The organism is Acinetobacter sp. CFCC 11171, from assembly GCF_003268405.1.
Classification (GTDB): Bacteria; Pseudomonadota; Gammaproteobacteria; order Pseudomonadales; family Moraxellaceae; genus Acinetobacter; species Acinetobacter amyesii.
Genome location: NZ_LQXP01000004.1, coordinates 104,207 through 118,671, shown reverse-complemented (window position 1 = coordinate 118,671; position 14,465 = coordinate 104,207). Strand labels below are relative to the sequence as shown.

At 41.9% G+C, this 14,465-nt stretch carries 16 protein-coding genes; 8 read left to right on the top strand and 8 right to left on the bottom strand.

Annotated elements, in window-relative coordinates; translation table 11 throughout:
• The first annotated feature begins 16 nt into the window (after window positions 1-16).
• Complete coding sequence (locus tag AVJ20_RS03735) at window positions 17-349, top strand: HopJ type III effector protein (protein WP_078192490.1); 333 nt, start codon at window positions 17-19, stop codon at window positions 347-349.
• Between the two features lie 89 nt (window positions 350-438).
• Here AVJ20_RS03735 and AVJ20_RS03730 read toward each other — a convergent pair whose 3' ends face one another.
• Complete coding sequence (locus AVJ20_RS03730; RefSeq protein ID WP_228157149.1) at window positions 439-888, bottom strand: protease inhibitor I42 family protein; 450 nt, start codon at window positions 886-888, stop codon at window positions 439-441.
• A 72-nt stretch (window positions 889-960) separates the two neighbouring features.
• Window positions 961-1,521, bottom strand: coding sequence for a hypothetical protein (locus AVJ20_RS03725; protein ID WP_111884184.1), 561 nt, complete (start codon window positions 1,519-1,521; stop codon window positions 961-963).
• Between the two features lie 283 nt (window positions 1,522-1,804).
• Here AVJ20_RS03725 and AVJ20_RS03720 point away from each other — a divergent pair, with 283 nt between their 5' ends.
• On the top strand, window positions 1,805-2,431 hold the full coding sequence (locus AVJ20_RS03720; protein ID WP_111884183.1) for a class I SAM-dependent methyltransferase: 627 nt from the start codon (window positions 1,805-1,807) through the stop codon (window positions 2,429-2,431).
• Between the two features lie 47 nt (window positions 2,432-2,478).
• Here the strand turns inward: AVJ20_RS03720 and AVJ20_RS03715 are convergent, their stop codons facing one another.
• Window positions 2,479-3,072: a hypothetical protein gene (locus tag AVJ20_RS03715; protein ID WP_111884182.1), complete on the bottom strand. Its 594-nt coding sequence runs from the start codon at window positions 3,070-3,072 to the stop codon at window positions 2,479-2,481.
• Window positions 3,073-3,127: 55 nt separating this feature from the next.
• Complete coding sequence (locus AVJ20_RS03710; protein WP_078192492.1) at window positions 3,128-3,598, bottom strand: Holliday junction resolvase-like protein; 471 nt, start codon at window positions 3,596-3,598, stop codon at window positions 3,128-3,130.
• Between the two features lie 132 nt (window positions 3,599-3,730).
• Here AVJ20_RS03710 and AVJ20_RS03705 point away from each other — a divergent pair, with 132 nt between their 5' ends.
• The 6 genes from AVJ20_RS03705 (at window position 3,731) to AVJ20_RS03680 (ending at window position 9,615) form a co-directional block, all read left to right on the top strand.
• Entirely contained in the window at window positions 3,731-4,375 is a 645-nt protein-coding gene (locus tag AVJ20_RS03705; protein ID WP_078192493.1) for a ParA family protein, read from the top strand.
• Window positions 4,376-4,525: 150 nt separating this feature from the next.
• Window positions 4,526-5,647 (top strand): AI-2E family transporter, encoded by a 1,122-nt coding sequence (locus AVJ20_RS03700; RefSeq protein WP_162689724.1) that lies wholly within the window; start codon window positions 4,526-4,528, stop codon window positions 5,645-5,647.
• A 116-nt stretch (window positions 5,648-5,763) separates the two neighbouring features.
• Window positions 5,764-6,312 (top strand): superoxide dismutase family protein, encoded by a 549-nt coding sequence (sodC, locus tag AVJ20_RS03695; RefSeq protein WP_111884180.1) that lies wholly within the window; start codon window positions 5,764-5,766, stop codon window positions 6,310-6,312.
• Window positions 6,313-6,436: 124 nt separating this feature from the next.
• Window positions 6,437-8,587 carry a YccS family putative transporter gene (yccS, locus tag AVJ20_RS03690; protein WP_416240532.1) on the top strand — a complete coding sequence of 717 codons (2,151 nt, stop codon included), beginning with the start codon at window positions 6,437-6,439 and terminating at the stop codon, window positions 8,585-8,587.
• A 286-nt stretch (window positions 8,588-8,873) separates the two neighbouring features.
• Window positions 8,874-9,080 carry a hypothetical protein gene (locus AVJ20_RS03685; RefSeq protein WP_111884178.1) on the top strand — a complete coding sequence of 69 codons (207 nt, stop codon included), beginning with the start codon at window positions 8,874-8,876 and terminating at the stop codon, window positions 9,078-9,080.
• Between the two features lie 235 nt (window positions 9,081-9,315).
• Window positions 9,316-9,615, top strand: a complete 300-nt coding sequence (locus tag AVJ20_RS03680) for a DUF3817 domain-containing protein (protein ID WP_078189335.1) — start codon at window positions 9,316-9,318, stop codon at window positions 9,613-9,615.
• A gap of 79 nt (window positions 9,616-9,694) precedes the next feature.
• On the opposite strand, the gene AVJ20_RS03675 is transcribed toward AVJ20_RS03680, so the two are convergent.
• From AVJ20_RS03675 to AVJ20_RS03660, 4 genes are all read right to left on the bottom strand, one after another.
• Entirely contained in the window at window positions 9,695-10,924 is a 1,230-nt protein-coding gene (locus AVJ20_RS03675; protein ID WP_111884177.1) for an MFS transporter, read from the bottom strand.
• Between the two features lie 250 nt (window positions 10,925-11,174).
• Window positions 11,175-12,056 (bottom strand): pirin family protein, encoded by an 882-nt coding sequence (locus AVJ20_RS03670; protein WP_111884203.1) that lies wholly within the window; start codon window positions 12,054-12,056, stop codon window positions 11,175-11,177.
• 344 nt (window positions 12,057-12,400) lie between these two features.
• Entirely contained in the window at window positions 12,401-12,772 is a 372-nt protein-coding gene (locus tag AVJ20_RS03665) for a hypothetical protein (protein ID WP_111884176.1), read from the bottom strand.
• A 190-nt stretch (window positions 12,773-12,962) separates the two neighbouring features.
• Window positions 12,963-14,372: an FAD-binding oxidoreductase gene (locus AVJ20_RS03660; protein ID WP_111884202.1), complete on the bottom strand. Its 1,410-nt coding sequence runs from the start codon at window positions 14,370-14,372 to the stop codon at window positions 12,963-12,965.
• Window positions 14,373-14,465: the final 93 nt, after the last annotated feature.

Sequence of the window (14,465 nt, the reverse complement as noted above, 5' to 3'; positions counted from 1 at the left end):
ATTGAAAGAGGACATTATGGCTCAGGAATTATTAGATCAACTTCAAGCAGGGACTGCGAAATTTTCAGATGTGATTGCATTTATTGAAGCGCGTTATAACCACACACCAACTGCTTTTACCAATGGCAAACAAGCCAATGCAGCGACTGAAAACCAAGGCAGTGCCAAAGTATTTTCTTTTGCCCAATTGAATGGTCTAAACCAAGCTGAAACCTTAAGTCTTTTTGCTGAACATTATGCTGCTGTTTTGGCGACACCAGACGCAACTGACCACCAAAACATTCGCCAATTTATGCAAAATGGTTGGGAAGGTATTCAATTTGACGGTCAAGCGCTGAGCGCGAAATAATACATACGTGGACGTTTTAAATCAGTTCATCTGCAATAAAAAAGCCAGTATAAATACTGGCTTTTTTATCTTTTCATCATTGGTTCAAATCAAGATACTCGAACTCTGCAAGTCCATTCAGCCATCGCGGTTTTTTCCCAAGCTCGTGCATGCTTCAAATGTAGTAATTCTTCACCCGCAGTCGTTGCGGTAAAACGATAAGTTTTTTGACCACCGGCACCAAGCACTGGTGTCGCATCTGCAGCAGCAGCTTGTTGTTGTTGTTGTTGTTGTTGTTGTTGAGCTGATTGAAACACTTCTTCAACTTTAAAAAGTTTCGGTTGCTCAGCCAAAGACCATACATATCCGGTACTTGGATTTTCGTTTAACAGTACTTCTAAAGTTTGTCCACGATCCATCTCAAGCAAGGTCGGACAACTTTGCTGCTCAGTAAATACATGGGTTTTCCCATCTACAGTTGAACTCATACTGGTACATCCACCAAGCGCCAAACCACTCGCCAACATTAGACTCAAAATAAGCTGTTTCTTTATCGTCATTTTCATCATCAAATTATTTTACCTTGAATCTAATGCACACCGATTTCAATACGATCTCGATGTAATCGAAGTTTAGCCTTTGACTTTTTCAATCCACTGAATCGAACTTACACGAAAAACTTCACAAGCCCCATCACCCGTATCTGTTGGGGTCAAAGATGAAGTCCAAACCAAATCTTTGTCTTTCACCTCAACCAAATCCCCTTTTAAACGCACAAGATCGCCACGTTTTACTTGAGTAATTTGTTTAGCAATTTGCGGGTTTGCAGGAATGATGTGCATATTCGACACCATCATCATGGCTTGCTTTTGCGGTACAGGAACACGATCCATTTTCCAATTTAAGAAACGGTCATATTGATTGACTGAAATCGTACGAGCAATTTCTGGCTCTGCAAATAAGCCCCAACTGACTGCATAATCGATCGGAGAAAATTTTGCTTGTTCATCTGTTTGATAGGTTTTTGAACCTAAAATTCGGAAATCACCTTTAAATTCTTTCAAGGTAGAAATTGACTGGCCTTTGGCAACAGGTGCTAAGCCTTTGGCAATATTATAATCTGAAGACGCTTGGACACCGACATTCAATAAAAAGCCTGCAAGCACAGTACTTAATGCAATTCGCTTGATCATCGCGTTATCCTCTTACCCTGTAATACTTCACATTACTCAATTTTCATTCTGCAATTGAGCCGACTTCATCTATACATAATGCCCCAACCTGAACATGAGCTTAAAATCCCGTAGGTTGAGCGTGATGAATGTCGTTTTTACTAGTTGTAACTCTATATTACGCACACAGTCTGCATAAACCTTATGAACTTGGTAACAAAATGCTGTTATTCAGTCAATTGGCCCATATCCACGCCCTACCACATGATTTACACTTTAAAAAAAGCCAACAACAATACCCGCTATGATTTATAAATTTTATCAACAACACATTTTTCCGCATCTTTTAAATCAAGTCATGCAAGTACCGAGCCTGATGGATAAACGACGCGAACTCCTTTTAGCCGTGTCTGGTGAAGTACTCGAAATTGGCTTTGGTACAGGTTTGAATTTAGCGTTTTATCAAAATGTTGATACGGTTTTTGCCCTTGAGCCCAATCCTGATATTTTTCATTTAGCTGCTGAACGTGTACATGCGGCACCCTTTGAGGTACAGCATATTTTAGCCGGTGCTGAAAAATTACCCTTTGCAGATGAAAGTCTAGATCATGTCGTGAGTACATGGACCTTATGCAGCATTGCCGATATTGAAACTGCGCTTGAAGAAATCTACCGTGTCCTTAAACCAACAGGAACATTTCATTTGGTTGAGCATGTACAACACAATGAAAATCGGAAAATTAAGCAGTTACAACACTTATTGACGCCCATTCAAAAGAAAGTCGCGGATGGCTGTCATCTGGATCGTAATATGCAAAAGTTGCTTGAAGATGCCCAGTTTGAATGTTTTGAAACGCAGTATTTTGATGCTGAAGGCATTCCAAAAATTGGACAACGCATGTTGCTTGCCCGCGCACGGAAGTTGAGTTAAAGCACCCAAGGCCATGTTTAAGCACAATCAAATCTAGATAAAATTACCTAGTCTTTGATTAGTCGAATGGCATTAATTTTTAGGATATGACAGGGCTTTTTATTCAACACATTATAGGTGTGATACGACTTGCCTGTTTTGGTGGAATGCACATCCACCCATTCACCCAAAATCTCCACACGATCCCCTGATTTCAAACGCCGAATACGATTTGCGACGTCTTCGGATTGAGCAATCACACTGACATTTTGCAATTCAGACTTGAGCTGTTCAATTTGTGTCGAGGGCACGTCTTTCGCTTGTACGTTAAAACAGCGGTTCTGCTGCGACCATTCAAGATGATATTTTAAAGACTGGATATTATTTGAGCCTGAACTCAGTAGCAGATCAATATTGCTGACATAGGCCAAGTCTTGAAAGCCACCCACCACGGTCGGTGCTGCCGGATGTAATGTACGACTACTGGCACTGTAGTAGCGTTTATCCAACAGCAAATATTCACCGGAAAATGCCTGAGTCGGTGTGACCTGAAAATTTTTCAGTACACCAGTCTGCTCTAAATGTGGAATGGCACGAAAATATTCAGACCATATCCACAGCATGAGCGCAAAAACGGCTGCAGTCGCTAAGAGTTTTTCCATGTGGATATTCTGTCCTTATTACTTTTCGACGGTTCTGAGCCTGAATCAAGCGAGCTTAAATATGCTCAAAATCAATTCGGATGGTTTCAAAACGCACTCGCCCTTCAGCAATGGCTTGAGCAATCGCTTGTTGCCCTTTGGTCAAACGTGCCCCACCACTTTTAATATCAATCAGCACCACTTCAATGTCTTCAGCGAGTCCATCACCATCACGAAAATCAGTGTAACCATCAAAAACCACATAATCGATCGGGTCACCGAGAAACTTTGCATCGCTAGGTAAATACTGAAATTCAGGCATGATCGGCGCCATTTGTTCAGCCATTTTGCCTTTTAAAACAGCACGACTGGTATTTACACTGCGTTTTTGTGCATGAGCCAATGCCTGCTGATGTTCCAATTCTAGTTCTGCAATATATTGCTCGTATTCTGCCTTTATCCTTCCATTGCGACTGCCACTTAAAATTAAGGTGGTCAGTACAATCCCAATACACGCGCCAATGAGCATGGCCATCCAGACAGACATTTAAAATTCCTAATCTTTTTAATATATTACAGCGAAACCTATAGAAAAAACTTAGACTTTGGTTCTTTGTCATATTCCCCGCATTAAACAATGATATGCTAGGGATGAGCAGAATAAAATCTATTTAGGTCGATGAAAACGATATTAATTGCCAATCAAAAAGGTGGTTGTGGCAAAACCATCACAGCAATCAGTTTAGCCTCTGCACTTGCGCAAAAAGGTTATAAAGTGGCCTTGGCAGATGCTGACAATCAAAAGTCTGCACGTCAATGGCTCAAACAGCGCCCAGAGACTGCAGCCCCAATTCAGAGCCTAGATTGGCGTCATGAAAAGTCGATTGGTGATGTGCCAAAAGGGATTGAATATCTGATTATCGATGCACCGGGTGCGTTATCGGGTGAACATGCAGATCAGTTGGTGAGTGAAGCTCATGCCATCATTACCCCGCTACAACCATCTTTCTTCGACATCGACTCGACCCGTCGTTTTTTAAAGCATTTGCAAGAAATTAAGCGGATTCGTAAAGGTAAAGTCCAAATCCTATTGTTGGCCAATCGTGTCAAACCCAATTCTGCTCATTCCAAAGAAATTCAAGATTTTTTCAATAAAGTTGAACAACAGCCCGTTGCTTGGATTTCTGAACGTACCGCTTATGGTCAACTTGCCATGCAAGGTCTTTCGGTTTTTGACAAAACGCAAAAATTGTACCTCGGTATGCAACAACAATGGCAACCTGTGCTCAATGCCATTATTGAAGACGAAGCCGAGTGGTTTTAACCCATCATTCCACATTTTGTTGATATAAAGGCCAATCTTGCAAGGATCTAGCCTGAAAGATATTCACCATAAGTTAACAAGCTCTCGTTTTCGGGAGCTTTTTTTTCGGTTAAGATTGAACACAACATGATGAAAAAATCAGAGCACGCATTGCCAACGTTCGCACCTACATTACAAAAAGTCTTATTGTTCGGATTATTTTTTATCCTGATTTTTTTGAGCTTTAGCGTACTCAAATACTTTATTGTGCCCGTTGTTTGGGCAGCGATTATTGCCTATATGACTTGGCCGCTGTATCAATCGGTGCATCGTTTTTGTGGCAATCGTGCAAATCTAAGTGCGGCGCTGATGATCTTACTGGTGGTGCTCGTGGTGGGTCTGCCGGTGATTTTTGCGATCTTCTTGCTACAACATGAAGGCCGTAACTTGTATTTTGAATTACAAAAGCAGGTCTTCTCAGGTCATGTCAATGTGCCTGATTTTATTCGCCAACTACCGTTTATTGGTAAAGAAGTCAGTCGTACCCTGCATGAACTGAACAATGATCCAAACAGTATTATTCAATCGGTACAAATTTGGATTCAGGGGCATTTGAACTACGGTAAAGTTCTGGTCGGCGAAGTCAGTAAAAATATCTTTAAGCTGTGTTTTGCCGTGATGTCTTTATTTTTCTTCTATCGTGATGGTCAAACTATTTTAAGTCAGGTCAGTAAAGCCCTCGAAATGGTGATCGGGCCACGTATTCATCATTATCTTGCCACCATCTCGGATACTACACGTGCCGTAGTGTATGGCATCGGTCTCACCGCCATTGCCCAAGCTTTACTTGCCGGTCTCAGCTATTTTGTTGCCGATGTGCCTAACCCAATGTTATTAACCATCATTACCTTCATGTTGGCACTGATTCCTTTTGGTCCACCGATTTCATATACCGCTGTGTCGTTGTGGTTATTTTCACAAGGTCAAACCATTGAAGCCATTGGCGTCATGGCTTGGGGTGTATGTATCGTGAGTACAGCCGATAACGTGATTCGTCCTTTAGTGATTTCAGGGGCAACGCAGATTCCATTCTTATTAATCATGTTCGGTGTTTTAGGTGGTATCGCCAGTTTCGGTCTTGTTGGTTTATTTATCGGGCCAGTAATCTTGGCAGTATTGTTAGCTATTTGGCGTGAATGGTTGCATGAAACCCAAATTGAAGCCGTCATGATGCCCAAAGCAACATTGGCACATGACTTAGACAATATGGATGATAAGCCTGAACAACCTTAATTCAGGCTTGAATTCATTAAACAAATATTACAATCAAATACTTAAATTATCTGTCATCCTGTATTCGCATCTGTTTCAATGGTTGAAACTCCATAAAAACAGACAGGATGCCAAACATGTCTTCACTATTTAAATTCGGTGCGCTTGCTGCGGTCAGTGCCCTGATGTTTACAGGCTGTGCGAGTACCTCGACTTCAACAGGTCTGAATGCAAAAACCGTGACGGTCAATGCCGTGACTGCTCAAGGTATTGGTCAAAGCATCGGTCAAATTAACTTGGTTGATAGCCCTGCTGGCTTGGTTATTCATACCAATTTAACCCAGCTTCCTCCGGGTCCACACGGTTTCCATATTCATGAAAAAGGCTCTTGTGCCCCAGCTGAAAAAGATGGAAAAGCGGGTGCTGCTCTTGCTGCAGGTGGTCACTTTAACCCTAAATCTGCACCTCACCACGGTACGCCGCTAACAGGTCACTTGGGTGACTTACCGATCCTTCAAGTTCAAACCGATGGCACAGCAAAAGTGAATTTAATTGCACCGCGTTTGAAATTGGCGGATGTACAAGGCTTAGCCATCATGATCCATGCTGGTGGTGATAATTACTCTGACGACCCTAAACCTCTAGGCGGTGGCGGTGACCGTATTGCCTGTGGTGTGATTCAATAATCAACCTTGCATATAGATTTGAACAAGCGGACTTTAAGTCCGCTTTTCTATTGAATAAAAATTGACAGTTCACAGAAAAAAGCTCAGTCTAATTTACAAAATCATTCGAATACTTCATAACTCTGTGAACACGCGACTCTCTTGGTTTCAACAGTTTCAATCCAGTGCAATCATTATGTATTGCCTGCAAATTTGTATTGTTTTGAGTGGCACCACGCTCGGATTATATTTTCTCGGTTTTCATAGTTTTATTGTGCCCGTCACCTTAGGTGCGATTGCCACCGCGCTCACGGACTTTGATGACCGACTCAGCATCCGACTGCGTAATTTGCTCTATGTCTGCGTACTCTTCTTTAGTGTCAGTAGTATTTTAGATTTTCTCTATCCCTATAAATTTTTATTTATTCTCTACCTATCGCTATCCAGTGCAGGCTTTATTTTACTTGGTGCATTGGGGCAACGTTATGCCGTCATTTCCTTCGGTACAATCTTGCTCTCTATCTATACCATGTTCGGCTTGGGCGAATATGACACCTGGTATTTTCAACCTAGTTGCTTTGTTCTAGGGGCCTTATGGTATGGCTTGACCTCGATTCTCTTTTACCTGATTAAACCCACCCTCCCCGTACAGGACAATCTCTCGCGTTGTTTTTTACAAATCGCCGAAGTACTGAATGCAAAAGCACGCTTATTTGACCCAGATAATGTCAACAATGTGGAACACTTACTATATGAATTATCACTCAAAAACAGTGATGTCATTCCGAGTTTAAACACGACCAAAGCTTCTTTACTCACCCGTTTAAAAGCCTCAAGAGCAAATAAAAACACCATCTACTGGCTGAATTTATATTTCTTGGCACAAGATATTCACGAACAGGCCAGTGCGAATTATTTACACTACGAACAAATTCATCAAAATTTTAGCCGTACCGATTTAATTTTTCGTTTTCAAAAAAATATTCGATTACAAGCGCAGGCTTGCCAACAGTTGGCCTACTGCATTTTGCATCGACAGCCCTATCAGCCTGATCCTATTACTGCGCAAGCACTGGCACATTTGCATGCCTCTTTGCAGGAGTGGATGGCCAATAATCCGCAAAATATAGAAGTGAAAAATCTACAGCTGATCTTGAGTAATTTGGACAGTGTGCAAGAACGCTTTTCGCATGTGCAGGATTTAGATCATTCACAGCAACAGGCCTATCAGCAGCATATCGACAACCTCAATTTACTCGACGACGACATTCACGGTTTGCACGATTTATGGCTCAAACTGAAACAGCATTTGAGTCCAGAATCTGCCTTATTTCGCCATGCTGTTCGCATCGCCTTTGTCTTTGCTATGGGCTATGCCATTTCGCTACTGCCCTTTGCAAAAAATGGCTACTGGATATTATTGACCAGTTTATTTGTCTGTCAGATGCGCTATTTTGCGACCAAAAGTCGTTTAAAAATGCGGACTTTGGGAACCATATTAGGGGTCTTACTTGGCATTCCTATTTTGTATTTTGTGCCAAGTGTCGAAGGTCAATTGCTACTGACAATTATTTTTGGCGTATGCTTTTTCTATCTGAGTGCCAAAAAATATGCCATGGCGACCCTCATGGCAACCTTAATGGTCTTGCTGATTTTTAATTTAAAAGGCGCAGGTTATGCGGTTATTTTACCGCGTATCGTTGATACCCTACTCGGCTGTTTTATTGCATGGTTCGCAGTCAATGTCATCTGGCCAGATTGGGACTTTCGCAATATTTCCAAGACCATTCAAAAAAGCTCTGCTGCGACCCTGCATTATTTTGATGCCGTGGTTGAGCAATATCTCCATGGGAAAACCAATAGCATTGCTTATCGGCGTGCCCGTCGTTCAGCCCATAATGCTCAGACTGAACTATCGAGCATGATTTCAAGTTTAAGTACGGAACCTGATCCTGACCAGAACTTGATACAACACGCCTTTCGCTATTTGGTGTATAGCCATAGTCAGCTCAGTTATATTTCGGCACTGGGGAGCCACCGTGAACAAGTACAAGACCAACAAGTCCTTGAACTGCTGCAATGGTGTCAAAGCACCCTAGACGACGTCTTAATTCAGCAAAAACCGCTCAACCCTGAGAAAATTCAGCAAAAACTTTTCGAAATTCAAACACTCAGCACTGAAGAAATGCGGTCTAATCACCTACAACTGGTGCTCAAGCAAATCAGTTTATTATTAGAAACATTAGCCGAACTGATTCAGCTTCGAACACAGCTGATTCAGGCGGAAATTAAATAAAATCATTCGAGACTCATGATGAAAATGCTTAGTTTAGGTTTTAGACGCCTCATATTACCTACGATTGTGGCGACCTCTTTTTTAGCTGCGTCTTCTGTTTTTGCAGCACCGACAGCACAAGATTTAAAGCGTATTCTGGAATGTCAGGCCGATTACGACACCTACCATGACACTTTGCTCGACTATGAAAAGGCTCTGGGGCAATTGGGCTGGAAACGCCATGATGACCCACATCAACCGTTTATTTATATCTATAAAAATACGCAAGTTGTTGAATTTTTTTGGCATGCCGACCCAAGAAATTGGCCTGTCTTCCAATGCAGTATTCGCGATCTATCGCCAAGCCGATGTGAAAAAACTTGCCCAAAAATATGGTATTGAACAACATCCGATGTTTGCCGATATGCCATTTTTCCGTGGTGAAAAAATCCTACGTACGGAATCCGAAACAGATGATCTACATGCCATCAATCACAAACTAAGCCTGTCTTAAATGACCGGAAAAAGCCCGATGATTTTACTCGGCTGTAACTATGAATTTGATCAGGGTTCGATTGAAGATGCGTTAACGGATCTAGAAGGTTAATCCGAGCAGACGACTCAGAATTAACTTTAAATACATCAACTTAGATTCAATATGCGGATCAATTATTTCAACGGGAATGCTTCGTTCCTGCAGTGCTTTCAGGTAGACTCAAGGCTGAAATCACTTTGAATTTAGACTTCGCATGAATATCAAGACCTTACGCTTTGTGGGCCTACTCGAAGGCATCTCCTTTTTATTATTGTTGTTCATTGCTATGCCAATGAAGTACCTGATGGATAATCCAATATTGGTCAAATACGTCGGTATGGGACATGGCGTCTTGTTTATTGCCTTCTTGGTGGTGCTATTTGTGGTCTGTGAAAAGCAAAAATGGTCTCTTAGCGTATTTCTAATGGGCTTAATTGCATCGATTTTGCCTTTTGGTCCATTTATTTTCGATCGTAAATTAAAAAATGCAGAACAACCTGCAACATCAAATTAAGACGGTATACAACAAATAAAAAAGCCCAATGTTGTTCTACACAGCATTGGGCTTTTTCTATAATGGCATGGACTCGAATTTAAAATTCACCCGTCAATTTACGCTGTCGCATAATATCTCGTACCACCAAGCGTGGTAGGCTGAACCACAAGATAATGAGGGTAAAACCCGCCAAACTATAGGCCCAAAGTCCAAAGTTTTCATATAGCACGCGCACGATTTCGATCACAGCAAAGAACGTCAGCATCATGATCACAGACACTGCTGCAGCCACTGTGCCCTTCGACATTTCAGACGACATTAAGGCAAAACGATAGAGCACAGAAAAGCTAATCCCTTCACCAAAACTGACCAAGCTCATGCCGAGAATGAGAAAGGTCAGAAAATAACTTTCAGTCATCGTCCCAATGACCACGAGGCTCGTTCCGAGTAACATCAGCGGTAGCCCGATCATCACAGACTGACCTAGAGGCAGTTTGTCGATGATTTTAATCAGAACAATATTACCGAGGATTAGTCCGCCCAAAACGGGAAACTGTGCCATGCCGTATTGCATGCTACTCAGTCCTAGCTGCTCCACTAATATGACCGGAGATAGCGCAATCCATAGCATCAGTGGCATTGCCAACATCGGTAGACCCAGTGTCAGTGCCAAAAAGCGTTTGTTTTTTAACACCTGTTTAAAGTCATCAATGATATAGCCCACCGGTTGCTTTGGAATGCTGATGTGCTGAGTCGGCATCTTGGCTTTTAAACCAAACCAACTCAGAAAAGATAAAAATGCGATTCCAATAAAGCCCCAATGCCATGACACGTGATCAATCATAAAGGCACCGAGGACAGGACCGATCAGTGGTGCCAGTAGTGAAATATTCGCCATGATCGCCATGACTTTGATGGCATCTCGCTCTTCAAAAGTTTCCTGAACAGCAGCATAGCCCACGGCTGAAATAACCGACAAGCCAAAACCTTGTAAAAAACGCAACGTTAAAAAGCTTTCGATATTATGTGTGAGCAATATCGCTAAACAGCATAAGCTAAAGAATGCCACACCACCCAACAAGACTTTTTTACGGCCTAATCGGTCTGACAAGGGTCCTAATATCGCAGCGACACAAGCACCTCCCAATAAGTAAAATGACATCGACGAGGGTGCCCATGCACTACTCACACCAAACTCTTGGGTAATTGCAAGCATGGCGGGTTGGACTAAGTCGTTTCCGATATAGACAGAAAATTCAAATAAAACCAATGCCAAGGGAAACATTAAGGTGGCACGACTTAATTTTGTGGTTTGTACGTTTTGCATTGTTATCTACATATCAAATGTGTGCTGTCGAGCTTGAAATGACAAATAGGGAAAGACACTTCAGCCCAATGACGAGCATTGTAATATTAATTTTAAAAATGAATTTTCGGCGTATCCGCCATATGTGCGTCGTATTCACAAGACGCTAGATAGAGATAAAATGAACTTCAACGAACCGATCTGTCGGTTTGAGTCCGACTATTTTAACAGTGTTTGCTGGCGTTGTATTGGTCTTTTTATCTAGCCACTTTTATGGCTTTTCATTGTCTGCTTTTTGGATAAAGCGACCTTGTTTTAGGTCCTCATAGGCTTGCATGACTTCTGCAAAATGATTCATCACAAAATAGCCTCGCCCATAGATGGGTTCATTTAAAGGCTGCGCCGATAAATACAATATGTGGCTATCTTCGACTGCCGTCAATTCGACATTTTCACCTTGGCTCGACATGACTGCCATATGCTGTGCATTTAACTGTTCATCTGTTTCAGTAAATTTCAGTTTGCCTGAGCGTAAATACACAAGTGTGGTATCCCCTTCTTGTGCAGGTAGTGTGATACTTTGATTGGCACTGACAAAGACATCAAATACTTGCATGGGTGTATGTGTCTCTGCAGGGCCATGGGCTGTTAAATATTGCCCTGCAATCACCCTTACATAACCAGCATCTTGGGCTAAATTCATAATAGGAATACTGGCTTTGTCTAAGCTCTGATAGCGTGCAGGATTCATTTTATCTTTAGCAGGTAAATTGACCCACAATTGCAATATTTCAAATGCTCCGCCCCGCTGTGCAAAGGCATGGCTAAAGACTTCTTCATGCTGAATGCCTGAAGCAGCAGTCATCCACTGTACATCGCCCTCACCAATGACACCACCGCCGCCAGTTGTATCATGATGTTCAAGTTCACCTTTAAACACCAAGGTGACGGTTTCAAACCCTCGATGTGGATGTTCCAATACGCCTTTTTTCAGTTTGGTTGGTTTCAAAACCCCAGGCCCTAAATGGTCGAGTAATAAAAACGGCGAAACGGTATTGCCCAACTCATAATGGGAAAATACTGATGTGACTGGAGCAAAGTCACCAACGGGTGAACCTGAGTCATTGACGTGGATGAAGGCTAGGGTTTTCATCATAAATTTGAAATCTGATCATGATTTGAATTCGGTTTTATATTATTAAAAACTATACGAACTCACGAGAAAATTTTTAGGATTGAATATTCTATGTTTAGGATGAAAATTAAGATACGCGGAAACTCATCCGCAACTGTCCGAGTCAGGACACATTCAATATGTAAAGTTTCTGCGACCTACACAATTGAAGATGGTATTTGACGAGTTTTGCGGATGAAAGATGGTTTTGCTACTTTTGCCGAAACAAAAGTAGATACGAGCTCCAATCATCGAATTTAAAATGAAAGGACCCCGTCATGCTGAATATTTAATAAGAAATTTAGACCTTAACTTTTTATAATTTAAGGACACTTCGCCGATTGGAAAGTCTTGGTATTTTTACCACGTTGGCACTGATATTCCTTTTGCGTATTTACACGCTCCCAGTCACCATCCACCAATCTAAAACTATAAATAGTACGAATTGATTTCACCGAATCATCCATCAAACCCGTTTCAGTCACTTTCACCTGCCCCGCATTTGGCGACTCAACACGGTTAAAGTACTGACGAATTTCCACAGTCGACAGCTCTTTACGTAAATCAGGACGTTCTTTTAATACCTGATCGAGTGGCGTAGCAGAAGAACCGACTTTAGACACAATTTTCTGCGTTGTCGCACAACCCGCCAACATCCCCACACACAATGCAGACACAGCAATTAAACGATACATAGAACCAACTCAAATTTATTATTCAGCCCTATCATGCCGAACATTTGTCCAAAACACTATTTAAGCAATGTAAAAGAAGTAGTCCAGTCCACAAAATCAATGTGCTGTTTCTCATCCATAGGCGGCTAAAAAGCATGCTATAGCCATAAAAAACGCATCCGAAGATGCGTTTTCAATCGTCTTTAAAAAATTAAAGATCGAACAATTTACTTGGGTTCATAATCGCATTTGGATCGAATACTTTTTTCAATGCTTTCATATATTCGATTTCTTCTGCTGAACGTGTGTAATCGAGGTAAGGCTTTTTAGTCATACCCACGCCATGTTCTGCAGAAATTGAACCGTCATATTTTTTCACAGTTTCAAATACGTATTTGTTTACCACTTGGCATTTTGCAAAGAATTCGTCTTTACTTAAATCCGCAGGTTTCAAAATATTTAAGTGCAAGTTACCGTCACCAATATGACCGAACCAGCAAATTTCAAAGTCTGGGTAGTTCGCTTCCACAATTGCATCAATTTCTTTAATAAATGCAGGCACATGTGTAATCAGAACTGAGATGTCATTTTTGTATGGAGTGAACGGTGCGATTGACTCTGAAATGTCTTCACGTAAACGCCATAAGCTATGTACTTGGTCTAAGCTTTGGCTCATCACGCCATCCAGTACCCAGCCTTGTTCCATGCAATGTTCAAAGATTTCCATTGCCGCATCCATGATCGGTTCAAATGGTGCTTCAAACTCAAGTAAAACATAGAACGGACATGGTGTTTCAAATGGACGTTGTACATGACCATTGTCCAATACTTTTTGCATTGCAAGCTCACCAAAGAACTCAAATGCAGTCAGGTCGATTTTCTTTTGGAAGGCATGTAGAACAGGCATAATCGCATCAAAATCAGGCACACCGAGAACCAATACTTGTAAGTCATGGGGTTGGCGTTCTAGTTTGATTTCAGCTTCAGTCACGAGGCCCAAAGTCCCTTCACCACCAATAAATAAGTGTTGAAGCGCATAACCCGTCGCGTTTTTGATCATGCCTTTGTTCAAGCGCAGGATGTCACCTTTACCTGTAACCACGGTCATGCCCAACACCCAGTTACGAGTCATGCCGTATTTAATCACTTTAATACCGCCGGCATTGGTACCAATGTTACCGCCAATTTGTGATGAACCAGATGATGCAAAATCGACTGGGTAATACATACCTTGTTCTTCAGCATAATTCTGAAGTTGTTCAGTCACCACGCCTGCTTGTACGCGTACCATCCGGTCAGCTGGGAAGAATTCCAAGATTTGGTTCATCTTGTCCATGCTTACCACGATTTCACCGTTAGCAGCCACAGCACCCGCAGACAAACCTGTACGACCGCCACTTGGGGTAATCGCGACATTAAATTGGTTTGCCAGCTTAACAATTTGTTGAACTTGCTCTGTGCTTGAAGGGAAAACGACGACCGACGGGTTTGGATCGAAGTGCTTAGTATGGTCACGACCCCAATTTTGGAGACTATCCGCATCGGTTTTAATTCGGCTTTCGCCAACAATAGCGGTCAATTGGGTCAATAACTCTGGGGTTAAAGCGACTGGAGCATTCATCGTTTTCAGACCTTGCAAGAAGTAAACAAGTTTTTTTAAAGGTCCAGACTTCATTCAGTCAAAACTGCGGTAACGCATATTTCAAGGGAAAAA